Annotated in this window: 26 protein-coding genes; 17 read left to right on the top strand and 9 right to left on the bottom strand. The window is 45.4% G+C overall.

Going from position 1 to position 25,889, the window contains the following annotated elements; all coding sequences use genetic code 11:
- Positions 1-15: 15 nt before the first annotated feature.
- From serC to CLOSA_RS23605, 4 genes are all read left to right on the top strand, one after another.
- Positions 16-1,101, top strand: coding sequence for a 3-phosphoserine/phosphohydroxythreonine transaminase (gene serC / locus CLOSA_RS18395; protein ID WP_013274242.1), 1,086 nt, complete (start codon positions 16-18; stop codon positions 1,099-1,101).
- Positions 1,102-1,126: 25 nt separating this feature from the next.
- Entirely contained in the window at positions 1,127-2,290 is a 1,164-nt protein-coding gene (locus CLOSA_RS18390) for a phosphoglycerate dehydrogenase (protein WP_013274241.1), read from the top strand.
- 85 nt (positions 2,291-2,375) lie between these two features.
- Entirely contained in the window at positions 2,376-3,611 is a 1,236-nt protein-coding gene (locus tag CLOSA_RS18385) for a DUF1015 domain-containing protein (RefSeq protein WP_013274240.1), read from the top strand.
- A gap of 100 nt (positions 3,612-3,711) precedes the next feature.
- A complete protein-coding gene (locus CLOSA_RS23605) occupies positions 3,712-3,813 on the top strand; it encodes an agmatine deiminase family protein (protein WP_242647760.1) in 102 nt (33 codons plus the stop codon).
- An 82-nt stretch (positions 3,814-3,895) separates the two neighbouring features.
- On the opposite strand, the gene CLOSA_RS18380 is transcribed toward CLOSA_RS23605, so the two are convergent.
- From CLOSA_RS18380 to ygiD, 3 genes are all read right to left on the bottom strand, one after another.
- The gene (locus tag CLOSA_RS18380) at positions 3,896-5,062 is read right to left on the bottom strand and encodes a M23 family metallopeptidase (protein ID WP_013274239.1); all 1,167 of its coding nucleotides are present in this window, start codon (positions 5,060-5,062) and stop codon (positions 3,896-3,898) included.
- Between the two features lie 585 nt (positions 5,063-5,647).
- Positions 5,648-5,944: a hypothetical protein gene (locus tag CLOSA_RS18370; protein ID WP_013274238.1), complete on the bottom strand. Its 297-nt coding sequence runs from the start codon at positions 5,942-5,944 to the stop codon at positions 5,648-5,650.
- 381 nt (positions 5,945-6,325) lie between these two features.
- Positions 6,326-7,093: a 4,5-DOPA-extradiol-dioxygenase gene (ygiD, locus tag CLOSA_RS18365; protein WP_013274237.1), complete on the bottom strand. Its 768-nt coding sequence runs from the start codon at positions 7,091-7,093 to the stop codon at positions 6,326-6,328.
- Between the two features lie 243 nt (positions 7,094-7,336).
- On the opposite strand from ygiD, the gene CLOSA_RS18360 reads away from it, so the two are divergent.
- The 7 genes from CLOSA_RS18360 (at position 7,337) to CLOSA_RS18330 (ending at position 13,720) form a co-directional block, all read left to right on the top strand.
- Positions 7,337-8,317, top strand: a complete 981-nt coding sequence (locus CLOSA_RS18360; RefSeq protein WP_242647759.1) for an SIS domain-containing protein — start codon at positions 7,337-7,339, stop codon at positions 8,315-8,317.
- Between the two features lie 33 nt (positions 8,318-8,350).
- Positions 8,351-9,712 (top strand): ABC transporter substrate-binding protein, encoded by a 1,362-nt coding sequence (locus CLOSA_RS18355; protein WP_013274235.1) that lies wholly within the window; start codon positions 8,351-8,353, stop codon positions 9,710-9,712.
- A 59-nt stretch (positions 9,713-9,771) separates the two neighbouring features.
- Positions 9,772-10,665 carry a carbohydrate ABC transporter permease gene (locus tag CLOSA_RS18350; protein ID WP_013274234.1) on the top strand — a complete coding sequence of 298 codons (894 nt, stop codon included), beginning with the start codon at positions 9,772-9,774 and terminating at the stop codon, positions 10,663-10,665.
- Positions 10,662-11,510, top strand: coding sequence for a carbohydrate ABC transporter permease (locus tag CLOSA_RS18345; RefSeq protein ID WP_013274233.1), 849 nt, complete (start codon positions 10,662-10,664; stop codon positions 11,508-11,510). The genes CLOSA_RS18350 and CLOSA_RS18345 overlap by 4 nt, the downstream gene beginning before the upstream one ends.
- 5 nt (positions 11,511-11,515) lie before the next feature.
- Positions 11,516-12,334 carry a PfkB family carbohydrate kinase gene (locus CLOSA_RS18340; protein WP_013274232.1) on the top strand — a complete coding sequence of 273 codons (819 nt, stop codon included), beginning with the start codon at positions 11,516-11,518 and terminating at the stop codon, positions 12,332-12,334.
- 224 nt (positions 12,335-12,558) lie between these two features.
- Positions 12,559-13,323: a GntR family transcriptional regulator gene (locus tag CLOSA_RS18335; protein WP_013274231.1), complete on the top strand. Its 765-nt coding sequence runs from the start codon at positions 12,559-12,561 to the stop codon at positions 13,321-13,323.
- A gap of 103 nt (positions 13,324-13,426) precedes the next feature.
- Positions 13,427-13,720 carry a hypothetical protein gene (locus tag CLOSA_RS18330; protein WP_242647758.1) on the top strand — a complete coding sequence of 98 codons (294 nt, stop codon included), beginning with the start codon at positions 13,427-13,429 and terminating at the stop codon, positions 13,718-13,720.
- A gap of 31 nt (positions 13,721-13,751) precedes the next feature.
- On the opposite strand, the gene CLOSA_RS18325 is transcribed toward CLOSA_RS18330, so the two are convergent.
- Positions 13,752-14,699: a UbiA family prenyltransferase gene (locus CLOSA_RS18325; RefSeq protein ID WP_013274229.1), complete on the bottom strand. Its 948-nt coding sequence runs from the start codon at positions 14,697-14,699 to the stop codon at positions 13,752-13,754.
- 297 nt (positions 14,700-14,996) lie between these two features.
- On the opposite strand from CLOSA_RS18325, the gene CLOSA_RS18320 reads away from it, so the two are divergent.
- Positions 14,997-16,043, top strand: a complete 1,047-nt coding sequence (locus CLOSA_RS18320) for a PocR ligand-binding domain-containing protein (RefSeq protein ID WP_013274228.1) — start codon at positions 14,997-14,999, stop codon at positions 16,041-16,043.
- Positions 16,044-16,188: 145 nt separating this feature from the next.
- On the opposite strand, the gene CLOSA_RS18315 is transcribed toward CLOSA_RS18320, so the two are convergent.
- Together CLOSA_RS18315 and ku are read right to left on the bottom strand one after the other, a co-directional pair.
- Positions 16,189-17,115, bottom strand: coding sequence for an ATP-dependent DNA ligase (locus tag CLOSA_RS18315; protein WP_013274227.1), 927 nt, complete (start codon positions 17,113-17,115; stop codon positions 16,189-16,191).
- A complete protein-coding gene (gene ku, locus CLOSA_RS18310) occupies positions 17,112-17,888 on the bottom strand; it encodes a non-homologous end joining protein Ku (protein ID WP_013274226.1) in 777 nt (258 codons plus the stop codon). The genes CLOSA_RS18315 and ku overlap by 4 nt, the downstream gene beginning before the upstream one ends.
- A 239-nt stretch (positions 17,889-18,127) precedes the next feature.
- Here ku and CLOSA_RS18305 point away from each other — a divergent pair, with 239 nt between their 5' ends.
- The 5 genes from CLOSA_RS18305 to CLOSA_RS18285 all read left to right on the top strand — a co-directional run bounded on the left by CLOSA_RS18305 (position 18,128) and on the right by CLOSA_RS18285 (position 23,449).
- Positions 18,128-19,984, top strand: coding sequence for a BglG family transcription antiterminator (locus CLOSA_RS18305; RefSeq protein WP_013274225.1), 1,857 nt, complete (start codon positions 18,128-18,130; stop codon positions 19,982-19,984).
- 136 nt (positions 19,985-20,120) lie between these two features.
- A complete protein-coding gene (locus CLOSA_RS18300) occupies positions 20,121-21,545 on the top strand; it encodes a glycoside hydrolase family 1 protein (protein ID WP_013274224.1) in 1,425 nt (474 codons plus the stop codon).
- Positions 21,526-22,842: a PTS sugar transporter subunit IIC gene (locus CLOSA_RS18295; RefSeq protein ID WP_013274223.1), complete on the top strand. Its 1,317-nt coding sequence runs from the start codon at positions 21,526-21,528 to the stop codon at positions 22,840-22,842. The genes CLOSA_RS18300 and CLOSA_RS18295 overlap by 20 nt, the downstream gene beginning before the upstream one ends.
- Before the next feature lie 2 nt (positions 22,843-22,844).
- Entirely contained in the window at positions 22,845-23,144 is a 300-nt protein-coding gene (locus CLOSA_RS18290; protein WP_013274222.1) for a PTS sugar transporter subunit IIB, read from the top strand.
- 2 nt (positions 23,145-23,146) lie between these two features.
- Positions 23,147-23,449 carry a PTS lactose/cellobiose transporter subunit IIA gene (locus CLOSA_RS18285; protein ID WP_041708699.1) on the top strand — a complete coding sequence of 101 codons (303 nt, stop codon included), beginning with the start codon at positions 23,147-23,149 and terminating at the stop codon, positions 23,447-23,449.
- A gap of 106 nt (positions 23,450-23,555) precedes the next feature.
- On the opposite strand, the gene thiD is transcribed toward CLOSA_RS18285, so the two are convergent.
- The 3 genes from thiD to thiM are packed head-to-tail and all read right to left on the bottom strand — an operon-like array spanning position 23,556 to position 25,877.
- Positions 23,556-24,365 (bottom strand): bifunctional hydroxymethylpyrimidine kinase/phosphomethylpyrimidine kinase, encoded by an 810-nt coding sequence (gene thiD / locus CLOSA_RS18280; RefSeq protein ID WP_013274220.1) that lies wholly within the window; start codon positions 24,363-24,365, stop codon positions 23,556-23,558.
- Positions 24,362-25,003, bottom strand: a complete 642-nt coding sequence (thiE, locus tag CLOSA_RS18275) for a thiamine phosphate synthase (protein WP_013274219.1) — start codon at positions 25,001-25,003, stop codon at positions 24,362-24,364. Before thiE ends, thiD begins: the two co-directional genes overlap by 4 nt.
- Complete coding sequence (gene thiM, locus CLOSA_RS18270; RefSeq protein WP_013274218.1) at positions 24,990-25,877, bottom strand: hydroxyethylthiazole kinase; 888 nt, start codon at positions 25,875-25,877, stop codon at positions 24,990-24,992. The genes thiE and thiM overlap by 14 nt, the downstream gene beginning before the upstream one ends.
- Positions 25,878-25,889 lie beyond the last annotated feature (12 nt).

Here is a 25,889-nt window from a genome sequence, read left to right as displayed (position 1 = left end):
TGAGGAGGAAGAGATATGAGCAGAGTGTACAATTTTTCCGCAGGACCGGCCGTACTGCCGGAGGACGTCCTGAGAGAGGCTGCAGAAGAGATGATGGATTATAGAGGCTGCGGCATGTCCGTTATGGAGATGAGCCACAGGTCTAAGATGTTTGAGTCTATCATCAATGACGCAGAGAAGGATCTGCGGGATTTATTGGGGATTCCGGACAATTACAAGGTGTTGTTTTTACAGGGAGGTGCTTCCCAGCAGTTTGCCATGGTTCCCATGAACTTATTTAAGAACCGTGTGGGAGACTACATCATCACCGGACAGTGGGCAAAAAAGGCTTATCAGGAAGCTAAGCTTTACGGCACGGCCAATGCAGTTGCTTCAAGCGCTGATAAAACCTTCAGCTATATCCCGGATGTTTCGGATCTGCCTGTTTCCGAAAATGCGGATTACGTTTATATCTGTGAAAACAACACAATTTACGGTACAAAGTACAAAACATTACCCAATACAAAAGGAAAAACACTGGTAGCTGATCTCTCCTCCTGTTTCTTGTCGGAACCGATTGACGTCTCAAAGTATGGATTGATTTTCGCAGGGGCTCAGAAAAATGTAGGGCCTGCAGGCGTAGTTATCGCCATCATCCGGGAGGACTTAATCACGGAAGATGTGCTTCCGGGTACTCCTACCATGCTCCGTTATAAGACCCATGCTGATGAGAAATCACTATATAATACCCCGCCGGCTTACGGGATCTATATCTGCGGCAAGGTATTCCAGTGGTTAAAGAAGCGTGGCGGCTTAGAAGCCATGAAGGAATTCAATGAAAAGAAAGCGGCCCTTCTTTATGATTATCTGGACCAGAGCCGGATGTTTTCCGGTACCGTGGTAAAGGAGGACCGTTCCCTGATGAATGTTCCCTTTGTCACCGGTAAGGAAGAACTGGATGCTTTGTTTGTAAAGGAATCAAAGGCAGCAGGCCTTGAAAACTTAAAGGGCCACAGAAGCGTAGGCGGTATGCGGGCCAGCATCTACAATGCCATGCCTATGGAAGGTGTGGAAAAGCTGGTTTCCTTTATGAAAGAATTTGAAGCAAAGTATGGAAAATGATTCTACGGTCAAGAGAGGAGACATGATGAAAAAAATATATTGCCTTAATGCGGTTTCCGGGTGCGGGACAGCATTGCTGACAGAAGACTATGCATTAACCGATTACATAAATGAAGCAGACGGCGTTTTGGTCCGAAGCGCTTCCATGCACGAGCTGGAATTCCCTGAGGGCCTTTTAGCCATTGCGAGGGCCGGGGCCGGAGTCAACAACATCCCCCTGGATGAATGTGCCTCAAAGGGGATCGTGGTGTTCAATACCCCAGGAGCCAATGCCAACGGAGTGAAGGAACTGGTCATTGCAGGGCTTATGTTGGCTTCCAGGGATATTGAAGGCGGTATTTGCTGGTGTAAGGACAATAAGGACGATGAAAACATTGCAAAATCCGCAGAAAAGGCCAAAAAGGCCTTTGGAGGATGTGAGATCAGGGGGAAGAAGCTGGGAGTCATCGGCCTTGGTGCCATTGGTACGGAAGTGGCCAATGCCTGTTCTTCCTTAGGGATGGACGTTTATGGATATGACCCGTTTATTTCTGTAAATGCGGCGTGGAAGCTTTCCAGAAATATTAAGCACATCACCTCTGCAGATACGATTTACCAGGAGTGCGATTACATAACCCTTCATATTCCCCTGGTTGATTCCACAAAGGGAATGGTGAATCAGTCGGTTCTTGACCAAATGAAGGACGGCGTTGTGATCTTAAATTTTGCAAGAGATGTCCTGGTCAACGAGGATGACATGGCAAAGGCTTTGCAGTCCGGCAAGGTAAAGAAATATGTGACTGATTTCCCAAATCCAAAGTCCGTCCATATGGAAGGATCCATTGTAATCCCTCATCTGGGTGCTTCTACGGAAGAATCCGAAGACAACTGCGCAAAGATGGCGGTAGAGGAAATCATGGATTATATTGATAACGGCAACATCCGCAATTCCGTGAACTTCCCGTACTGCGACATGGGAATATGCAAAGCCGCCAGCCGTATTGCAGTGCTTCATTTAAATATCCCCAATATGATCGGTCAGATCTCAGGAACCCTGGCGGCAGGAGATGTGAACATTTCCGACATGACCAACAAGAGCCGTGAAAAGTATGCTTATACCCTGCTTGATTTAGAAAGCGTTCCGGATGAAGAAAGCATTCAAAAGCTAAAAGCCATTAAAGGTGTACTGCGGGTAAGAATCGTTAAATAAAGTCAGGGTTCAGCCATGGCATTCATCCTATGGCGGATAGAAATGCTTCTGCATGACTGAACGGAGAGCATATAAAGGAGATACTATGGCGATTGTAAAACCATTTCGCTGCGTCAGGCCGGAACCAGGGTATGCCCCTCAGGTGGCCGCCCTTCCCTACGACGTTTACAGCCGTAAGGAGGCCTGTGAGGTGACGGCAGCCAACCCAAGGTCGTTTTTAAACATTGACAGGCCGGAAACCCAGTTTTCCCATGATGTAGACATCTACGATGACCGTGTTTATGAAAAAGCCGGGGAAATGCTGAAAGGCTGGATAAAGGAAGGGATTTTTCAGAAAGATCCTCAGGAAGGCTATTATATCTATGAATTGACTATGAATGGAAGGCGTCAGACCGGGATCGTGGCCTGCTCTTCCATCGATGATTATGGAAATGGGATTATTAAAAAACATGAAAATACCAGAGAAGAAAAGGAAGTGGACCGGATCCGCCATGTGGATACCACGAATGCCCAGACCGGACCGATTTTCCTGGCTTACCGGTCCAATGATGAGATCAATGGAATTGTGAATTCCGTAACGGTCACACCGCCTTTTTATGATTTTGTAGCAGAAGACGGAATCAGCCACAGGGTATGGCAGATCCTTGAGGAAGACAGGATATCCCTGATTCAGCAGGCTTTTGGCGGGATCCCTTGTACTTATATTGCGGACGGCCATCACAGGGCGGCTTCCGCCGTAAAGGTGGGCCTTAAAAGGCGGGAGGAAAATCCCGGATATACGGGGGAAGAGCCTTTTAACTATTTTCTTTCCGTGCTGTTTCCTGACGATCAGCTTATGATCATGCCCTATAACCGGGTGGTAAAGGATTTAAATGGCCATTCTGAGGAAGAATTCCTTCGAAAGATAGGGCAGTCCTTTGAGGTGGACGGTATGGGAACAGAAGCCTATGCTCCGATGGAAAAAGGAACCTTTGGGATGTATTTAAATCAGAAGTGGTACTGCTTAAAGGCATTTAATTCTTTAAAATCCTCTGATCCGGTAATGGGCCTGGATGTATCCATTCTTCAGGACCGTCTGTTAGGTCCTGTTTTGGGAATCGGAGATCCCAGAACAGATAAGAGAATTGATTTTATCGGAGGAATCCGGGGTCTTAAGGAGCTGGAAAAGCGGTGCAGCCAGGATATGGCGGTGGCATTTTCCATGTATCCCACATCCATAGAGGAATTGTTTTCTGTGGCAGATGCAGGGCTTTTGATGCCTCCAAAATCCACATGGTTCGAGCCTAAGCTTCGCAGCGGATTATTTCTCCATCTATTGTAACAAAGCAAAACACGCCGTCCCCGGCAGGTGAAACCTAATAGGGACGGCGTTTCTTTTTCAGGCTCTTTTTTTAGCTGCTCCCTTCGGTAGAGTCCAGGAAATGTATCCGGACCGTAAAGTGGTTGGGGTACGTACCGAAGAGGTTGCATTTGGGGGCGGAAATATCCACTGCATCACTCAGCCACAGCCAAAAGTAAAATAGAGCATTGCCAAAATCTCCTCGAATGTATGCAAATTACAGGGGCTGTTGCACTTGCCGCAACAGCCCCTGGGCTGTGTTAACATCAATTTTCTTCTTTCGGAGGCTCCGGCGGGACAAAATTTTCAGGGATTCCCGGATCCTTCATATCATACACCCGGTTATACTCCTTTGTCTCCTGATTTTTAAGGGTTTGCGAACGGTTCATCGTAAGGAACTTGGTGAGTTCATAACAGCTGATCCAGATCTCGTTGTTGCCTTCCTTCTGGGACTCATCAAAAATCAGCTGCAGCCCAAAATGGAGGTGAGGTTCATTAATATTATTGGTATTTTCGTTCCGGCTGTACCCGGTACGCCCCAGGTAACCGATCACATCCCCAGCCGTGACAATACTGCCCTGGTTTAAGGATTTATGATAAGGATAGTTTTTTCTCAAATGGGCGTAATAATAATACCGCTTTCCATCAAAGCTGCGGATTCCCAAACGCCATCCACCGTACTGGTTCCAGCCAATGGCTTCCACATAGCCGCTTTCCACCGCTATTACGGGAGTTCCCACCTGGCCCATCATATCATGCCCAAGGTGCTGCCGTCTGTAACCATAGGAGCGGGCCACCCCAAAGTCGTCGAAGTCATTATAGGGAAAGCCCTTGGCTATGGGGGAAAAGCTTTTCAGTCCATATTTTTTAACCCATACCTTATCCGGGTCCAGGCTGCCGTCTTCCAAGAGAGCAGGGGTGGCGTAGAGAGGCGCATTTTCAGAGGAAATCTGAATTTCATACTGGCCCACAAGGCCATCCAGCACAGCCCCGTAGGCTTCTCTGTAATAGGAATAATGACTCATTTTTACCGTCATCTCTTCCATGGTTTTCCCCGCCAGAAGCTGTTCCGCCAGCCAGTCTAAGTCTTTGGTGGAATATCTGGAAAAGTCTCCTCCGTATTTTGCTCCAAGGTAAGAAAGAAGATCCACCCAGTTTAAGTGAGGTTCAGACTGGCAGGTGTTGACGTCATACCGGAAGGCCTCCTGCATGGCTCTTGCGGTCACGTCAAAATCCACCCATTTAATATATTTTTTTGCTTCCGAGGGACTGGCGTTTCCATCCTGATTGATAACCGGAAATGTAAGTCTTCCGCCAGGGGATATGAAAAATAGGGAAACCAGCAGAAATACCAGAATAATGACTTCTATGTAAATGATGATGTGATGTCCTGGCACATGGGAAAGTCTGATATCTTTTTTAAATAGGTTCATAAGCGTTCTCCTTGTCATTCCATGGCATGATTTACTTTATAAAGGCAAGCCAGGCCCGGTCTGAATGCAGTAAATCAGCCGTTCGATGAGCTCCCAGGTGAGTCTGGTTTCCTAATGGATACATATGAAAAAAGAAAGCAGGTTCTAAGGCTTTCCTATATAAGATATGCAAAAGGTAATAAAAATATGAAAAAAACAGAATGGAAGAGTGTTTCAGGATTGTTGCAGGCCGGAATCCGGCTTATTTGTTTATGGCTGCATAAAAAACGCCTGCCCGGATCCTAAGAAAACGGGTTGAATCAAGCCTTATAATGCTTCCTTCATACCGTTTCGTAATGGCCGGGCAGGCCGTTTCTTTATCTTTGTTCTTGCCTGAATCCGGATAAGTCCGGAGCGGCATGGTCCCTAATGAAAGAAAACCGGGACAGGATAATATCCGATCTCCGATTTTAACTCTGGCTTCCTGACACGTATCATTGTAACTTTTTAAATATGGCCTTACATGACCTATAGGATCACCCTGCCCTTCTGTTCTGCAGCAAGGCAAAGCGGAAAAAACAGATTGATATTTTTGCAAAACTTCACTTAACCTTTATAGCATCCCATTTTACATATATTCGTTACGACCGCCCGAACCTTCTCCTTCTCAGAATCTTTGCAAAAGGGTTTGAAAATGGATACCATAGTGATGGCATTCTGGGGCGGGCGGGTCATTGTGAAGGAATTGCAGATAAAGTGGAAGTTGATTCCCCTGGCTTCCTGAGTGGCTACCAAATAGGGCTTGTAGGTAGCGCCCCGTAATTCCCTGGTGGCTTCATGGAAGATCGCCAGGTCTTTGCAGTTTACATCGCGGTAGTAGGTAAAATTGCCTGGGCAGCACATAAAAGAAACTCCTTTGCCTTTTCTGTTGTTATATCATATGCAGGCCCGGGGACGAGCGTGATTCTCTTTTGGAATTTATCCATAGAAGCGTCAGACAAAAAAAAGGTTCCGCCCAGGGGGGAACCTTCTTTCGGTCATTATTTGCAGAACTGAGAAATTAAATCTAATAAATCGCTAAAGTTACATGAGCTTAAGTCAAAAAACATGATACGTAACCTCCTTATTTTTTTTAGATTCCTTTGGAACAAGTTCATTGTAACACTTATGTAATAGAATTGTAATATATAATAAATGGAATGAAAAGCAGCATTTGGAAGATAAAGTGAGTTGGCAGGAGTGGAATGAATACGCTGCAATTGTTCCGGCAATAAACCTCTTTTGTTATCCAAACAGGTAGCTGGTCATGGACAGAGCGCCAAGTACACAGGAATCATTGAAGACGGAAACAGTATCATTCTCGTCAGAGGCTCCTAAAATATATAGCAGCGGGGCAAAATGATCCAATGTGGAAAAGGCAAAGGCTGACGATGTACCGGCCCGTTCAAAGTGAATCACATCTTCCAAGTTTCGTTTCAGAATCCTGTTCTTGATATAAAGGTCAAACTCCTCTGCCCAATGATATCCCCCATCCATATCCCAAGTTACTCTGGCAAGGTTATGTACGATATTTCCGCTACCCAAAATGAGAACTCCCTGTTCGCGAAGGGTACGCAGCTTACGGCCGATTTCATAATGGGTTTTGGCAGAAGCCAGCCTGTCCACACTAAGCTGGAATACAGGGACATCGGCATGAGGATAAATATGGCGCAGGACAGACCAGGAGCCATGGTCCAGGCCCCAGGTATTGTCAAGCTGCACCCTGTCCTTGAGCAGCTCCTTTGTCACCGCAGCAAAATGCGGCGAACCAGGTGCATTGTAGGCAACCTGGTACAGCTCGTCAGGAAAGCCATACATATCATAGATCATTTTCGGGGCAGAGGAATCCGTAACCTTAGTACCAGACGTAAACCAATGGGCTGAAATAGAAAGGATGGCCTGAGGCCTGGGGATCCGGGTAGGAAGCTGCTTCCATTGGGCAGAAAACCGGTTTTCCTCAATCGCATTCATGGGTGAGCCATGTCCAATAAATAATACCGGCATTTTTTGCATATCGATACCTCCTTGAAGGCAATGTGAATGATTTTGAGTTGATTATATCAATATTTCAGGAAAAAGTCCATTTCAACGAGGGAATGAAAAACCATCAAGGAGGAAATTGCTTGGTGGTACCATATGGTTTTCCCAAATAACAAAGACTTGTAAAAAATATTGACATAGAAGATGTTATATATTATAATGTGAAAAAGTGATATAACGTTATATAATAACATAATAAAATAAAACGGAGGAATTATGATGAAACAAGAACACATTCAACAGATCGGAGCAGCAGTTGCAGCAGTGGCTGAGAAGAACAGGATCAATCATTTTTATTTTGTAGCCTGCGGCGGTTCTCAGGCGTTTATGATGCCAGCCCAATATCTTTTTGACAGAGAGATAGAAACGCCGGCCAGTATATACAGCTCCAATGAATTTGTACATAGGGTGCCAAAGGCACTGGGGCAGGATTCTGTTGTAATCACCTGTTCCCATTCCGGTAATACTCCGGAGACGGTAAAGGCAACAGAGTTTGCAAGAGAAAAGGGCGCAACCACCATAGCCCTGTCAAATGTCGAGGATTCACCACTATGGAAGGCAGCGGAATATCCCATTCATTATGACTGGGGAAAAGAAGCAGATGCCAGTGATTTAAATAAGGGTGTCCTGTATTATCTTATTTTCAGTGTGCTGCATGCAGTCAGCCCTAGGGAAAAGTACCGGAAGGGAATGGAAGCGGTTGCCGGATTGAACGATGCAATAGAAAAAGTAAAAACACAGTATGCCGGTATTGTAAAAGAGTGGGGAAAGCAGTATAAAAGAGAAAAGCTGATCTACACCATGGGCAGCGGTGCCAATTATGGAGAGGCCTATTCTTTTGCCATTTGTCTGCTGATGGAAATGCAGTGGATTCATTCCAATGCCATTCATTCCGGTGAATATTTCCATGGACCCTTTGAGGTAACGGATTATGATGTTCCGTTTATTATGATAAAAGGCATAGGTGCCACAAGACCTTTGGATGAAAGAGCCTATGATTTCTGCAGGAAATATTCAGAGAAACTCATGGTAGTAGATGAGATGGAATTTGATATGACCGGCATTGATGACCAGGTCCGGGAATATTTTGCCCCCCTGCTGGCGGGAGCCGTACTTCGTTCCCTTGCAGATGAATTTGCTTATCAGAGAGGACACGATTTAAGTGTCCGCCGTTATATGTGGAGAATGGAATATTAAACCGAAAGGCTGTTTTTAAAAGGAGGAAGCAGAATGAAAAAAAGTGCCAGGAAAGTGATTGCATTATTATCAGCGGCTGCTATGGGATTATCATTAACTGCCTGCGGTAGCGGAAGCAACCAAACAAATGTCAACGCCGGCCCAGAAAGCAAGGAAGGTACGGCTCAGGCCGGGTCGGAAGCCGGCGGAGGTGCAAATGGAGAAAAGGTTGTGATTCATTTCTTCCATCGCTGGCCAAACGATCCGAAAAACTCCATGTTCCAGGAACTGATAAAGGAATATATGGATGAGAATCCCAATGTGACCATACAGATGGATTGCATATTAAACGACCAGTATAAGGAAAAGATCCGTATGGTTGTTGCTACTGATGAAGTTCCTGACGTGTTTTCCTCCTGGTCAGGGACCTTTGCAAAAGAAATGATCAATTCCGGCAATGTCATGGAATTAAATGATATTTATGAGCAGAATAAGGAATGGTCCTCTCAGCTTGCCAAGGCCAGTGTGGATGGCTTTACCTTTGACGGTAAGGTCTATGGAGTTCCCTGGTCTCAGGATGGAAAGGTGTTCTACTACAACAAGAAGATTTTTGCAGACAATCATCTGGAGATTCCAAAGACCTGGAATGAGTTTATTTCCGTGCTGGATTCCTTAAAGGCGGCCGGATATGAAACTCCAATCGTAGAAGGCCTTTCAGACAGTTGGGCAGTTCTTCATTATCTTGGTACGATGAATCAGAGAATGGTGGATCCCGGTGTCCTTTCAAAGGATTATGATCCGTCGTCCGGAGAATTTAAGGATCCGGCTTATGTGGAGGTCCTAAAGAAGTGGCAGCAGCTCACCTCCTACATGGGTGAAACCTGTGTGGCAATCGACCATGAAACAGCCAGAAATACATATTTTGCCGCAGGAAAGGCTCCCATCATGTACTTGCAGTTTGCCGAGATTCCAATGCTGGAAAAAGCATTGCCGGATGATTTTGAATATGGCTTCTTTAATTTCCCTGCTTTTGAAGAGGGAAAGGGAGACCCCCAGGGATTGACCGGCGCACCGGAAGGCTTCATGATCAGCAATAAGGCCAGGAATCCTGAGGAATGCATTAAATTCTTAAAATGGCTTGTAAGCAAGAAAGGCGGGGAAGCCCTCACAACAAAATGCGGCGATATTTCCAGCGTGGCAGGTGCGGTGGACGAAACAAATGCATTGCCGGCCCAGCTGGAAGCAATGGAAATGATTAAATCTGCGTCAGTATTGGTTCCGTGGTTTGACAATGCCTGCGATGCTTCCATTTACACGGTGTATGGGCAGGGGGCGCAGGCAATAGCCATAGGCGATGAAACACCTGAGAGCGTTATGGAACAGGTAAAGGAGGCCGCCGCCGCTTTGCATAAATAAAGACTGGAGATAAGAGGCCGTTTCGGCCTCTTATCTCAAATGGATGGGATGGTGTTGGTTTGAAAAGAGAGAGAAAAAGAAATTTACAGGCATTTGCTTTTGTGTTTCCAGGGATTTTGATTCTTGGAATCTTTGTGTATTATCCACTGTTCAAGAACATCGTTTACAGCTTCCAGTCTTTTACGCTGTCAGATATTACAAAAGAATGGGTGGGGCTAGCCAATTACAGGCAGTTGTTTCATGATAAGATCATATTTGTAAGCCTGAAAAATAATTTCCTGTATGCGGTCATATCCATTTTGATCCAGGTAGGCTTTGGTCTTATACTGGCGGCCGTATTGGAAGATGTGGCGTTTCGGAAGGTTGCGCCTGCATTGCGCAGCATCTATTTTATTCCTACGGTGATCTCCATGACGGTGGTATGTCTTCTTTTTGACTTCATATATAACCCGCAGATGGGGCTGCTAAACAGTTTTCTGAATCTGTTGGGGCTGGATCAATTGGCCCACATATGGCTGGGGAGTAAAAAGACGGCAATGTATGCGGTGATCGCCGTATCCCAATGGCAGAGTACCGGTTATGTTGCCATGCTGTTTATTGTGGCGATTCAGAAGATACCCACAGAATTATATGAATCGGCAGAGGTGGATGGAGCAGGTAAGTTCAAACGCTTCTTTTATATAACGGTTCCGCAGGTCCGGCAGATGTTCTTTGTAACCATGATTCTTACGGTGGTAGGGGCGTTTACCGTATTTAATGAACCGTACATACTGACTGGGGGAGGTCCTGGTACATCAACCATGGTGCTGTCTCTTCATATGTATCAGACTGGATTTGTTAAAAATAACATGGGATATGCGTCCACCATTGCCATGTTGATTTTTGTGATTACTGCAGTGCTGTCTTCCGTGCAGTTCTTCACTTACGGGACGGATAAGGAGGAACGGACATGATAAAGCAAGTTGTAAGAAAGAGAATGGCATATGGTCCTTGGGAAATGGTTTGGCTTGCAGTATTGTTTCTACTGGCTGCTCTGATATTGTATCCGCTGTTGTGGATACTCATGTCTTCTTTTAAAAATTACAATGGAATCTACGGAGATGTATGGGGATTTCCGGATCTATGGCATATAGAGAACTATGCAACGGCCTGGCATAAGGGGATTTCCCGGTATTTTATGAACAGTGGGGCAGTTACCGTGTGTACTCTGGTTGGAGTTGTCTTTTTATCGACTTTTTCTGCTTTCGGTATCTGCCAGATGAAAGGGAAACTTGGGAATTTGGTTTTTCTTTTCTGTATGTGTGGCCTTTTGCTGTCCCCTCAGGTATGTTTGCTTCCTCTTTTCATGTTGTTAAAATCACTGAAGCTTAAAAATACCCTGCTGGCCATGATCCTCCCCTATATTGCGTTCCGCCTTCCTGTATCCATTATGCTGGTCCGGTCCTTCTTTATTGGGATCTCAAGGGAAATGGAGGAGGCTGCCACCATTGACGGTGCAACACTGATGCAGATTTACCGGAATATCTATCTGCCACTTTCCAAGCCCATAATCTCTACGGTGGTCATCATGACAGCCTACTATGCATGGAATGAATTTGTCTTTGCAACAATTTTTGTTGACAGCTCAAAGCTGCGGACGATTCCTGTGGGACTTATGACCTTCCGTGACGGGCTTATGACAGAGTGGGGAGTGGTTCTTGCAGGTATGGTCATTTCCTGCCTGCCTATTATTGTATTATTTTTAACAATGCAGAAGAGTTTTGTAAGAGGAATGACCGCGGGTGCGGTGAAAGGATGAGAAGGATGAAGATCATTGCAATCGGCGATAATGTAACGGACTGCTACATAGAGGAAGGAGTTTATTATCCAGGAGGAAATGCTGTCAATGTGGCTGTTAACTGCAAACGGAACGGTGCAGAAAAAGTACATTACCTTGGGGTTTTTGGAGATGATGAACCGGCGGACTACATTAAGAAGTGCCTGGCTGAGGAAGGGGTTTCCTATGAGCGCTCCAGAAAGGTATACGCCCACACAGCCCAGCCAAGGGTTTATTTAAAGGATGGGGACCGTGTATTTGCACCGGGGCCCAGAGATAGCTGCCAGCATTTATTTTCCATTAAAATAGGAAAAGAAGATTTAGACATCATCGGGGGATTTGACATATGCCATACCAGCTGCTATTCCAACCTGGAATATGAGCTTCCAAAGCTTCATGAAAAATGCAGGATATCCTTTGATTTTTCAGACAGGCATGAGAAAGAATATCTGGAAAGAACCTGTCCATACCTTACATTTGCATTTTTTTCCGGTTCTGATATGGAAGAGGAGGAATGCCGGGAACTGTTAAAGCAGGTCCATAAGCTGGGAGTGAAAACAGCCGGCGTAACAAGAGGGGCCAAGGGGGCAATCTTTTATGACGGAAAGGAATTTTACCGTCAGGGAATTATAAAAATACACGTCATTGACACCATGGGAGCCGGAGACAGCTTTATTGCCGGATTTCTGACTGCCTATGCCGACGGAAAAACAATGGAGGATTCTCTTGCATGCGCTGCCCAGCGCTCCGCTGTCACATGTACGTTCCATGGGGGTTTTGGACATCCTCATCCTTACAGGGACTAACAGGGACTAACAGGGACTAACAGGGACTGGAAGGGAAGCTTTACACAGCCTTATCTGGCTAAAGGGGTTGCTTTCAGAATTTTTGTATTATATAATTATATAATATATGAAGCCGGGTTATGATGAGAGGGAATCCGGCCGGGTGTAAGGAGCCTTCTCATCTGCGACCCCGTTTTCATAAATATCCTGGACATTATAGAAAATAAAATTTAGGAGAAACTTTTATGCTGGATCAGAATGCGTTGGTTCCGCTTTACGAACAACTGAAGGATGCAATTAAAGAGGATATCAAGGCAAAGATATACTGTCCTGGTGACCGGATGCCCAGTGAGGTTGAGCTTGAGGAAAAGTACCAGGTAAGCCGTATCACTGTCAGGAGAGCAGTAAAGGAGCTGTGCGAAGAGGAAATTCTTGTTCGTAAACAGGGAAAAGGAACGTTTGTATTGAATACAGGCTTAAAAAGCCGGATTGACCGGCTGGGAGGTTTCCATGATTCCATGGAAAGCCAGGGAAGGAAGGTCAGAACGGAAGTTTTGGAAAAATCAATCATTCATGTAAAAGCTTCCTATGCGGAAGATCTGCAGATCGGAGCTGATGACGATGTGGTATATCTTAAGCGTATTATGTATGCAGATGATATTCCTATGATGGTGGATATGTGCTACCTTCCTTTGAAGCGTTTTCCGGGGATCGTTGACCGGATGACAGGGGACTTTTCTGTGTTCCGGATTCTGGAGAATGATTACCATGCCAATTTGAAACGATATTATAAGGTATTAAAGGTTCGGAGAGCCACAAAGGAAATTTCCGGATATTTACAGTGCCATATGGGAGAACCTTTGTTTGATCTTTTTAAGATCACCTATAATGCAGAAGGGGTTCCCCAGCATATAGCCATCAGTGTACTAAAGAGCGAGAATACATCCTATATCATATCCAGTGATGAGGATGACCGGATGAACCATGTGGGCATAAGCTGGAAGATATAGAATAGAACGGAAGAAAGTCCCTGCAGAATATAGTCTGTCAGGGATTTTCCGGCTGTTGGCCCCGGTCCTGTATTGCTGGCCGGTTGCTTTGGGATAGGCTGACATGATGAAAATAGGAAAGGAAGAAAAAATGATCTCAATATTCAATCGCAAAGAATTGTTCATTACTTATGAAATGAGAAAACAGGCTGAAGTACGGGAACTAATGGCGCAAAATAAGATACCTTATTCCATTAAGGTAATCAACAGAAAAAGTCCATCAATTTTTGAAGCAGGTTCCCGGGCGCGGACTGGGACATTTGGGGAAAACCTTCAGCTGGAGTATGAATATATTATTTATGTTAAGAAGACAGATTATGATAAAGCAAATGCCCTTCTGAACGGAAGAATCAGATAAGCCGGCCAGATCGGCCTGATTCTTCTGATGATCAGGAAGAGATGCCCATCAGTCCGCTTACCAAGATCATCAGGGTTTGTGCTCCCACAATGATAATATAATTCTGAACCGAAAGGACAAAGGTTTTCTCTTTGATCTGCTCTTTTTTAAAGCGGAGGATGTTTTTATGAACAGGAATCAAGGTAAGCAGCGCTCCCAGGCAGACTGGAGACAGGATATTTAATACCACGGACACCGTCCATGTCAAATAAGTAATATAATATAGTCCGGCAAAAACGGACAGCGCCTTCGTTCCTAAAAAATAAGACAGGGTGTACCTTCCCACAGCAATATCCTTTTCCAGATCGCAGATATTGTTCGCCAGCATAATGTCAGCAGTGGCGAGGATCGGACCCGCCGAACATAAAAACAGGGAAAGCACAGGCCCAAGCTTTAAGTCCAGCCGCACGGCATGCCAATCCGCTGTTAAAGTCAGAAAGGTTCCGGATGGCATGTTCATGTAAAGCATTAGAAAGGGGATAAACAGACCATAAAACAGTCCTGAAAAAATCTCTCCCAAAGGCAAACGGGAAATGGGGATGGGCCCACAGGTGTAGAAAACTCCGCAGAGAAAGCACAGCCCGCCAAGAAGCAGTACGACCAGATCCGTACGGTATGCCAGCGTAAGGCCCAAAGCAGTGCTTACGCCCAACAGCAAATAAATGATCAGCTTTGCCGAACCACGGGGGAAGGGAAGCTTCTGGCCGTTGGTTTTGGTATCAATATAGTTATTGATTGCGGTTGTAGTCAAGTCAAACAGGAACATGGAGCCCAAAAAAAGAAGCGTGCGCTCTGTATTCACCGGCTGCCTTCGGTAAAACAGGTAAGCCAGAGACATGAGAAACGGAAGCAGACTTGTGATCTTAGTACGTATTTCTACTAATTCAAGAAATTTTTTAATTTTGGACGGATGGTCCGCCAAAACAGTTTGTGTTTGCATAGCAATCCTCTTTTCTATAATTTTCTCTTCTAAAAATATCAAATCAATGGATAGGAAAGCCCTTGATTCCCCCAGGAATCCTTCATGTGTACGGTAATATTATAACGATATAAAAGGGAATCGTCAAATGCACGTCACTTCCAGCCTCCTCTGGTAATATCCTAATATCTTTTGGAAACTTATGGTTAACTTGTTAATGATATGTACAAGTTAGGAGAAAAGTGGTAAAATAATAGAAACACATTCGACATAAATCGACAGTTTTTGTAAAATTTCAACATTCACGGAGGACATAGTATGAAGATGGACAACAATGATAATGGATACAAAACTTTATCAGAAATCAATCTTTCAGATGTGATGGAAATAAGTCTGCTTCAAAAATTTCTTGATAATTTTGCAGATGGTATGAATCTGGCAAGCGTTGCGGTGGACCGGGAGGGAAATCCTGTTACAAATCCAAGCTCGTACACAAGAATTTGCGCACATTACACGCATTCGACGAAAACTGGAGATGACCGGTGTGCCGCTTCCCACAAAAGAGGCGGAGAGGAAGCAGCCAGAACCGGAAGGCCCTATATCTTTCAATGCCATTCAGGACTGATCGATTTTGCAGCTCCAATTATGGTGGAAGGCGAACTGATCGGAACCATCCTGGGCGGGCAGATTTTAAGCAAGAAACCAAATGAAGAGGAATTCAGGCGTGTAGCAAGAGAAATCGGAGTCAATGAAGATCAATATATTGATGCTCTCCATGAAGTGAACATTACAACAGAAAAAAATATCCGGGCAGCTGCGGAAGTGCTTTTTATTGTTGCCAATGCTCTTTCTCAGGTCGGTTATCATAAATACAAATTAAAGACTATGAGCAAGGATCTGGTAGATCAATTTTCAATTATAGAAGAAACAATGGAGGAACTCGCTGCATCATCCATAGCAGTCAATGAAAACCAGAATGAACTGAACAAAGAGATCTTAAATGTGAAACAAATATCAGAGCAGATCAATGCCATCCTCTATTCGATCAAGAGCATTGCAGATCAAACGAAGCTGTTAGGCCTTAACGCTTCGATTGAAGCAGCACGGGCAGGTGAGGCAGGAAAAGGCTTTGCAGTCGTTGCCACTGAAATCCAAAAGCTGTCACAGAATTCAAAAGATACAGCAATGAAAGTCGTACAGCTGACGGAAGACATTCAGAAATCAATCAGCAAAACATTACAGTTTTCCAGTTCTACCATGAAAAAGACGGAACAGCAGTCATCGGGGATTGAGGAAACGACTGCCAGTGTTGAAGAGGTTTTTGCTTTAACTAATGAATTAAAAAAGATGGCTCATACAAATTAAAATATTAAGTAAAGCAATGATTGATTAAATCTTATGGGAAAAGATAACTGAAAAGGACTGAGTTCTGTTCATAACAGATCTCAGTCCCAAGAGGCTGCCTGGCCATACGGCTGTTTGGAGGCCAGTACAATCTTCTGACCGCCCCCTATATTTTGCATTCGATTGCTAATTTATCGTCCCGAATTCCTTTGAATACCGGCTGCCGGAAGGTTTCTTTTTCGGTCGGCATTGATTCTACGATACAAACAAGCTCAGGTGCCAGCCATACGGCTTCCTCGTTTCCATGGGGTATATAACCGAAAGGTGAGTAATCAATCACTTTATATTTGTGCTGATTAAGGATTCTAAGGCTAACACCAAGGGTGACATGGCCCTTATATACAAGCACATCTTCATCATATTGTCCCAGGATAAGGCTCGTCATATTATTTTCTTTTGGGATATATCCGCAGATGACACAATCGTCTGAGGACATTATCTTGCATTTTACCCAATCTCTCGTACGTTTGCCCTGCCAGTACAGACTATCTTTTCTTTTTGCTATGATCCCTTCCAGGTTTTTTTCTTTTACAAGTTCAAATAATTTAACTCCATCGTTCTCTACATATCTTGAAACAGAAATTAATTGATTCTCAATTACAACATCGGTAAGATACTTTTTACGCTCCATAAGCGGGAGCATGGTAATATCTTTATCTTTGTAATATAAAATATCATAAGCAATGATGCTGGCCGGATATCTGTCAGCCGCCAGTTTTATTTTAAAAGAGTTTGTCCTCAAAGCACGATTTTGCACTTCATAAAAATCAGGGATACCGTTTTTAATTACGAGTAATTCGTGGTCAAGGATACACTTTTCCTTTACTTGCTTGTGGAGGTTTGCAAGCTCGGGGAAGATGGGGATCATTAATTTATTTCTTTTATTCCTCATATCTGTTTCCGTATTTAAAAAGGATATGCATCTGATCCCATCCCATTTGATTTCAAAAATATGATCAGGTGAATCAAACGGATCGGCCATTTCCGAGATCAGCATGGGACTTACATTTTTCAAATCAAACAGATCCATCATGCCAACCCTTTGTTACTCCTAGTCATTTCAACCGTTTTCTTCATGGCTTCCATTAAGTCTATAATATTATTTTGTTTTTCTGTATCTGCGCTGACAATTTCTTTCCCTGCTATTTTACTCTCGATCGCTTGACGCAGCCTTTCCTGGTATTCATCATGGTAAATACTGGGGTCAAATGTTGCGGTCATGGAGTCAATCATGGTTATTGCCATTTCTACCTCTGGCTGTGATGCTTCTGCTTTAGCAACTGCAACTGGCACCGCCTGGATTTCAGATTGATAAAATAGAGTTTTCGCTATAATACCGTCTTTTGCAGGGTACAATACCATTAAATTTTCCGTTGTGCCTATTACGGTTTTTGCTATACCGACTTTCTTTTGGGAGAGCATTGCCTGACGCAGTAATTCACATGCTTTTTCGGCTCCAGGCTCTGGTACAACGTAATAATTTTTTTCATAATAAATCTCATCCACATCAGACATTTTCGCGAAGTGTTCAATGTGAATGGTTTTGTCTTTTTTGGTTTTTATTTTTTCAAGTTCATCTTCTGTAAATGTCACATACTTACCTTTTTCATATTCATATCCTTTGATAATCCCATCGGAGCTTACCTCTTTATTGCACGATGGACATATTTTTTGATATTTTACCCTTTCATGAGTATCCTTGCAAAGCTGGTTAAAGCTTACGGATATATCTTTTGTTGTTTTATATAAACCTACCGGTATATAAAGCAGGCCCACGCTTATTGCACTTTTGTGTGCTACGGCCATATAATCACCACCTTTGGAATTAGTTTGCTTTAATATTGCATCATCTATGCAAGGGATTAAAATCTTACGGAACCCTTTTGGGTTTTGAAGGGGGATTACTTGAAAACAAAAACATGAGAACCAGACCGCATGACCGGTACCTATGAAAGTATTTAAGGCTTCTTTAAGTGGATCGTGTGTGGTATAATGTGATGAAATTTATTTGAACGGCTATGATATTTGTTTATGGAGGTGAGCCAATGACATCAAGACAAAAGAAAATTATGGAATTGCTGGCGGAGCATGAGTTCCTTACCTCTCAGAAAATCGCAGCTCTGCTTCATGTCAGTGACAGGACAGTGAGAAATGACATCAGGGAAATCAATGGAGAGACAGGGCTGGAGAGAATCCTGTCAAGAAAGGGACAAGGTTATTATTTAAAGGATCAGCCAATGGAAGGCAGCGAGACGTCTTTTAATCTGGAGTCGGAGGAGGATTTAAAACGGGAAATCGTCCGCAGAGTTTTATTTGACAAAGCAGTTTCATATTTGGAGCTTGCTGATGAGCTTTACATCAGCGATTCCATGCTTGCCAAACTGGTGGGTCAAATCAACCGGAGCATGGAGCGTAAGTATGTCAGTGGGAGGATATGCAAAAAAAACGGCCTTTTGGTGCTGGATCTTTCTGAAAGCGAAAAGCGTGATTATTACAGCCATTATGTGATCATCTCCAATTTGGACCAGTATTTTGATCTGGGAAGCTATCAGCCGTTTTTTGAATATGTGAACATGCTGGAATGGAAGGAGCTGCTCCTGAAAAGTGGCATTCACAAAGAAAAGCGCTATTATGATACTACAGTCATAAGCCTGATGATTCATACGGCGGTGGCGGCTGAGAGAATAGCGGCCGGTTATGAGCTGGAAACAGTGGATGATGAAAGGAGGCTTTCTGGCAATGATACGGATACCATCGGGGAGATTCTTGCAGGACTTGGGGATATGCTTGGTCTTTCCCTGCCCTCCCATGAGAACGTGTATTTCCGCAAGCTGTTCCTCAATGATTTTTATTATGCTAAGGAAGAGGGAAGTCAGGCTGAAGACATTCTGTCCCGGATACTGGTTGAGATCAATGTGGAATACGGCTTTGATTTTACAGAAGATGAGGAGTTTCAGAAGGAGCTGGAGGCTCAGTTGGACGGAATTCTCCAACGAAGCAGGAATGAACAGTATTTGATCAATCCAGTTCTTCCACGGGTCAAATCACGATATCCTCTGGAATATGATATCAGCATATTTTTTGCTGACCGTTTTAAACGGATTACAGGTGTGGAAATCAGTGAATTTGAGATCGGAATGATCACTGTTCATTTTATCCGTGCGATGGAATCCAATCTGGGCCGGATGGAGAAAAAAGTGGTTCTCATCAATCCGTTTGGTAAACAGATAACGGAATTAATGATTAAACGGCTTTCCGAAATAGGGGAATGCAGTCTGAAGATTGCCTGCAGCTATTCCATTTTTCATTATCCCCAGGATATGCCAAAGGATATTACCGCAGTACTGACAACCGTTCCCCTGCCATCTCTTCCCGACGGTGTTACGGTGATTCTCTGCAGGAATTTTCTGGATTATCATGAGAAAGAAAAGCTTTTGACCGTGGTCCGTGAAAACCAGGTGAGCAGTGTTAAATCCTATTTTAAAACTTTGTTCAAGCCTACCCTGTTTTTTACTGATATGGAATTTAACTCAAAGGAGGAGGCCATCGTCTTCATGTGCAGAAACCTTAAGGAGCAGGGATACGTTGGGGAGGCATTTGCCGAAAGTGTAATGCAGCGGGAGGCAATCGCCCCGACTGCCTTTGAACCTGGCTTTGCATTTGCCCATGCCATGGAGAACAATGCAGAGTGTACGGCAGTTTGTGTCTGCATTTTAAAAAATAAACTGGCATGGGGAGAGCACAATGTAAAGATTATCTTTCTCTTTGCCATGGCCGCCACCTGGAACCATACCATCATCCCGGTTTACAATGTGATGATTGATAATTTGTTTAAAGCCAATACCATTCAAAAGCTTGCTAAAATCAATGACAGCAGGAAATTCCTGGATCTGCTCATCTAGATGGCTTCCCTGTCTCTTGATGGTTGCTTCCGTAAAATAAAATCTGATTTTTCCGTTACACAGCGGAAAAATCAGATTTTATTTTATTGATAACCGTTGCTATAATGAAAGCATCAAAATACAGGAGGAGAAACGTGTGAAGGAATTTTTATGGGGAGGGGCAACGGCTTCCTATCAATGCGAGGGCGGTTTCCAGGAGGGAAACAGGGTTCCCTCCAACTGGGACAGATACTTACATGAAAACGGTCTGGAAAACGGAGATGTGGCATGCGATCATTATCACCGCTACGAAGAGGACATTCGTATGATGAAGGAGGGAGGGCAGAACAGCTATCGCTTTTCCATCGCCTGGCCCAGAATCATTTCCAACCGGAAGGGAGATGTCAATGAGGAAGGAGTAGCATTTTATAACCGCCTGATTGATACCTGCCTTTCTTATGAGATCGTTCCCATGGTGACGATTTTTCACTGGGATCTGCCTCAGTATCTGGAGGATGAGAGCGGGTGGCTGAACAGGAAAACCTGTGAAGCCTATACCCATTATGCAAAAGTATGCTTTGAACGGTTCGGGGACAGGGTAAAGCTCTGGACAACCTTTAATGAACCACGTTATTATACCTTTAGCGGCTATCTCATCGGCAATTACCCTCCCGGACATCAAAATCTTCAGGAGACAGTAACCGCTTCATATTACATGATGCTGGCATCTGCCATGACGGTAAAGGCTTATCGGGAAGGTTCCTATGACGGAAAGATCGGAATTGTCCATTCCTTTTCCCCGGTATATGGGGTGGATATGACCGTAAAAACCCAGATCGCCATGAGGTATGCGGAGAATTTCTATAACAACTGGATCCTTGATGTGGCCGCTATGGGGCAGATTCCTGGGGATTTGCTGGACAAGTTGTCTGATTGCTGTGATTTATCCATGATGCTTCCTGAGGATTTGGAACTGATGCAAAGGCATACGGTGGATTTCATAGGGCTGAATTATTACGCAAGAGTCATGATTAAGCCTTATGAAACAGGGGAGACAACTTTGATCGTCAACAACAAGGGGAGTAAGGAAAAGGGGACGTCCCAAACCATTGTTAAGGACTGGTTCGAACAGGTAAGGCCAAAGGAAAGCCGTTACACAGAATGGGATACGGAGATATTCCCCCGGGGTCTTTATGAAGGAATCCGCCGCTGCTGGAAAAAATACCATCTCCCCATTTATATCACAGAAAACGGCATTGGCCTTTATGAGGATGGGGCAGAGGAGAAGATTGACGACAGGGAGCGGATCGAATTCATGAACCAGCATATCAATGCTGTTCTCAATGCAAAAGAAGAGGGGTGCGATGTACGTGGATTTTATGTATGGTCGCCTTTTGACCTGTATTCCTGGAAAAACGGAACAGAGAAGCGGTATGGGCTGGTAGCGGTGGACTATGAAAACGGTCTGGCCCGTAAACCGAAGAAGAGCTATGAATGGTACAAAGAGGTGATTGAATCTAAGGGGAATTCAATCAGGAGAGAACCGTATGAGGAGGTATCTTATGGGTTTACAATCAATTAGTACAGCAATGGAAAAGTATGTGATGCCGGTAGCTGATAAAATGGGAAACGAATGCCACTTGCGGGCCATACGGGATGCGTTTATGTCACTGCTTCCAATTACATTCATCGGGGGAATTGCAGCCGTCGTTAGCTCCGCTCCCTCTGTGGAGGGTGCAGGGAGCGGACTTACTCTTGGGTGGGCTAAGTTTGTGGCAGATAACTCCATGATCTTTTCCTGGATCAATACCTTAACCCTGGGAGCCATGTCCCTTTATATCTGCATTGGGATCATCCACTTCCTTTGCAAAAGCAGAAAGGTAGAATCATTTCTTCCGATTCTTCTGGGGGTATGCGGATTTATAATGCTGATTGCTGAACCACTTTCCCTGGGGTGGGATGGAAAGACAGCGGAGATTTCTTTTATGGATGGCAAGGGCCTTGTTGCGGCCATGGTAATCGCCATTGCTACGGCTGACCTTTACTGCTACATGCGTAAGAGGGAGCTGGGAAAGATCAACCTTCCTGACACGGTTCCTGCTTCTTTGTCCGATGTATTTGCCTCTATTGTACCGGGAGCGGTTCTCATGGGCTTATACATCCTGACCTTTGCGGTCATGAACAAGCTGGAGACTACCTTGCCAAAGCTGATTTATCATACCATATCTCCATCCTTAACGGCAGTGGACAACTTAGGATTTACCATTATCATCACCCTGCTGGTACATATATTCTGGTTCTTCGGAATTCATGATGCAGCTCTGTCCGGTGTTCTGGCCCCTATCCGTGACGGAAACCTATCCCTCAATGCGGCTGCCCATGCAGCAGGACAGGCTCTGCCCAACATTTTCACCACTCCGTTCTGGGTGTACTTTGTGGTGATCGGCGGATGCGGTTCCGTCCTGGCACTGACCGTACTGCTGTCCACGTCAAAATCCAAGCAGCTAAAGACCATTGGAAGGATGGGAATCATCCCTGCGTTTTTCAACATTTCCGAACCGGTGATCTTTGGACTGCCCTTAATGTTAAATCCTATATTCTTTATCCCGTTTTTGTCCACTTCCATCTTAAATGGGACGGTTGCCTTTTTGTTAATGAAGGTAGGATTTATAGGAAAGAGCTTTGCCATGCTTTCCTGGCAGATGCCGTCTGTGCTGGGAGCCTTTTTCTCCACTATGGATTGGAAAGCCCCCATACTGATTATTGTTTTAATCCTGCTGGATGGAATCTTGTATTTCCCCTTCTTTAAGATCTATGAAAGAAAGATGGTGGAAATGGAGCAGGGAGAAATATCTGACGAAGATGACAGGAGGTCATAAGAATGAGAAAGATCGTATTGCTATGCAACGGGGGGCTATCCACTGGTATCCTGGTAAAGAAGATGAAAGCTGCTGCTGAAGCGGCAGCCTATGAGTGTGAGATTTCGGCAGCACCCGTTTCCTCCGCGGAGGAGACAGGAAGGGATGCGGATCTGATCCTGATGGGCCCCCAGGTCAGATTTCAGATGGGAACTGTCAGCCGCCAGGTAACCTGCCCCGTATATTCCATTGAGCCTGTGGCTTACGGGACCATGAATGGGGAAAAGGTTCTGGAACAGGTGAGAAAGGAATTGGGTGACTGAAAATGGAAGAACTGGAAATGATCTGCCTGCAGGTTATCAGCAATGCAGGAGAAGCCAGAAGCCAGTGTATGTGTGCGCTGGAATCCGCCCGGAACGGAAGATTCGAAGAGGCGGAGAGTTACTTCAATGAATCATTGGAGCGGCTGCAGGCGGCGCATCACATCCATACCGGCTTAATCACAAAAGAGGCAAGGGGAGAGCTTCAAAGGATCGGCCTGATCCTGGTGCACAGCGAAGATATCTTAATGGGAGCAGAGATCACATCGGCCCTGGCCAGGGAGATGGTGGAACTGTATAAACGGTAGCAATAAAATCATGAGGAATGGAGTTTACAAGAGCCTGCGGCAGCTGCCTCAGGCTCTTATGGATGGTTATGACCAGGAAATGCCGGCACCGCCTTTGTCACACGGCTCAATAAGCTTCATGATTCCACCCGTGCCACAAAGGCCCCCGCCCTTTTCCCAGATTGAATCCGGCTTTTAGTGCTCCGTTGAGATAAGACTTTGCCTTCCGGATGCTTTCTTCCAGCTCCATGCCCTTGGCCAGTCCGCAGGCAATGGCAGAGGACAGGGTGCACCCGGTTCCGTGGGTATTTGGATTGCTGATCCGTTCGCCGGGAAACCAGGTGATAGACCCGTTGCAGCATAGAACATCGTCAGCTCCCTGGTCCTTATGGCCCCCTTTTAACAGGAAAGAAGTCTGATATTCCTGGAAGAGCTCCTTAGCAGCTTCTTCCATATCTTTTCTCGTGGATAGCCGCCGCCCTTTTGTGGATAAAAGGGCGGCGGCTTCCGGTATATTGGGGGTAACCAATGTTGCCAGTGGGAACAGCCTGCTTGTTAAAGCCTTAACATCCTGTGGGTTTAAAAGGGAATGTCCGCTGGTGGATACCATGACCGGGTCCACGATCACGGGAGCCTGGTTATATTTTTTCAGTTTTTCTGCAATGATTTCTATCGAAACGGAGGTTCCGGCCATGCCGATTTTGACAGCTTGCGGCGGAATATCGGTAAACACGGCCTCAAGCTGGGCGGCAAGCATCTCCTGACCAACTGGTTCCGTCAGAAAAACACCTGTGGTATTTTGTGCGACCAGGGCAGTAACAACGCTGGAGCCATAGACACCCAGAGCTGCTGCGGTTTTTAAATCCGCCTGGATTCCGGCGCCGCCGCTGGGATCGGTGCCTGCTATGGTGAGGAAGGAAGGGAGAATCAGGCTCATAGGCTCACCACCTTTAAAAGCTGTTCTTTTAAACAATGGACGGCTTCGGTAATATTCTTTTGTCCGAATATACCGGAAACCACCGCGGCCCCGGCTGCGCCGGTTCCTTTCAGAATGGAGACATTTTCTGCGGTAATTCCTCCGATTGCCGTTACAGGAATCGGAACAGATCGGCAGATTCCAGACAGCTGTTCCAGGGATAAGGGAATGGCCTCCTTTTTGGTGGAACTTGGGAATATGGCTCCAGCGCCGATATAATCAGCCCCGTCGGACCATGCCTTTTTCGCCTGATCGATGTTTTTGGCAGTCACGCCCAGAATGCGGTCCGGCCCGATGAGCCGCCGGACCTCTGCCGGAGGCAAATCATCCTGTCCTACGTGTACGCCGTCTGCATCGCACTTGAGAGCGGTTTCCACATCATCGTTGATAATCAGCGGGATCCCGTAACGCCTGGTAATCTGGCGGACCATAAGGGCCTCTTCCAGAAATGCGTTTTTATCCATGTGCTTTTCACGGAGCTGGAGAAGGGTCACCCCGGCAGAAAGAGCTTCTTCGATCTGGGCTGCTAAGGTTTTTTCTCCTGTATATGCCTGGTCTGTTACCGCATACAGGAGCAGCATGTCTTTATGAAACTTCAATGTTAATCCCTCCTTTTAAGGTGCTGTCATTAAAAAGGCTTACCTCGTCAATAAAGCAGCAGCGGAAGCTGCCTGTACCGGCCTGGAACGTTTCTGCTTTTTTAGCCGCCCGCTCCCCGCAAAGGCCGGCGGCAGCCGTGGCAAGAGCGGCTGCCTGGAAAACGGCGTGCTGGGAGGAAGCAGGCCCGGCGGATGCCGCATAGGCGGCAATGATACCGTCCAGCATACAGCCGCTGCCCGTAATGCGGGCCATCTGGGGACAGCCGTTCCTGATCAGCCAGGCTTCTTTTCCGGAAGCCACGATATCAATGGCTCCTGTCATGACGGCCACAGCCCCGGTTGCAGCACTCAGTGCCCTGGCTGTTTCCTTAAGAGCCTCCAGGGTATCTTCTCTTATTTCATCTGAAAAAGAAGCATCAACTCCCCGGGCGGAGGAATCAGAGCTGTTTCTGCTTTTTCCATTCTTTCCGGTCAGTTCCTTTAACAGGACCCGAAGCTCTGACGCATTTCCCCGGATAACGGCAGCCCTTACCTCTTTTAAAAGGGAAAGAGCCATTTCGGTCCTGTAACGGGATGCACCAATCCCCACCGGGTCAAAGATGACGGCGTGGTTTCGCCGGTTTGCTTCCAGCCCGGCTTTTATCATTGCGTCTTTTGTAGTCTCTTTGGGGGTTCCTATGTTTAAAAGAAGACAGTCGGACAGGGCAGATATTTCCGAAGCTTCTTCCGGCTGGTCCGCCATAATGGGAGAACCGCCGCAGGCCAGAATGATATTTGCCACGTCTCCTGCCGTCACATAATTGGTGATGCAGTGGACGATGGGCCGCTTTTCCCTGACCAGCCCGGCCAGGGAATCATGAAACTTCCTATTCATATTCAGCATCCC

It is taken from the genome of [Clostridium] saccharolyticum WM1 (genome assembly GCF_000144625.1).
In the GTDB taxonomy this organism is placed as follows: domain Bacteria; phylum Bacillota; class Clostridia; order Lachnospirales; family Lachnospiraceae; genus Lacrimispora; species Lacrimispora saccharolytica.
This window is presented reverse-complemented; position numbering and strand designations above follow the sequence as displayed.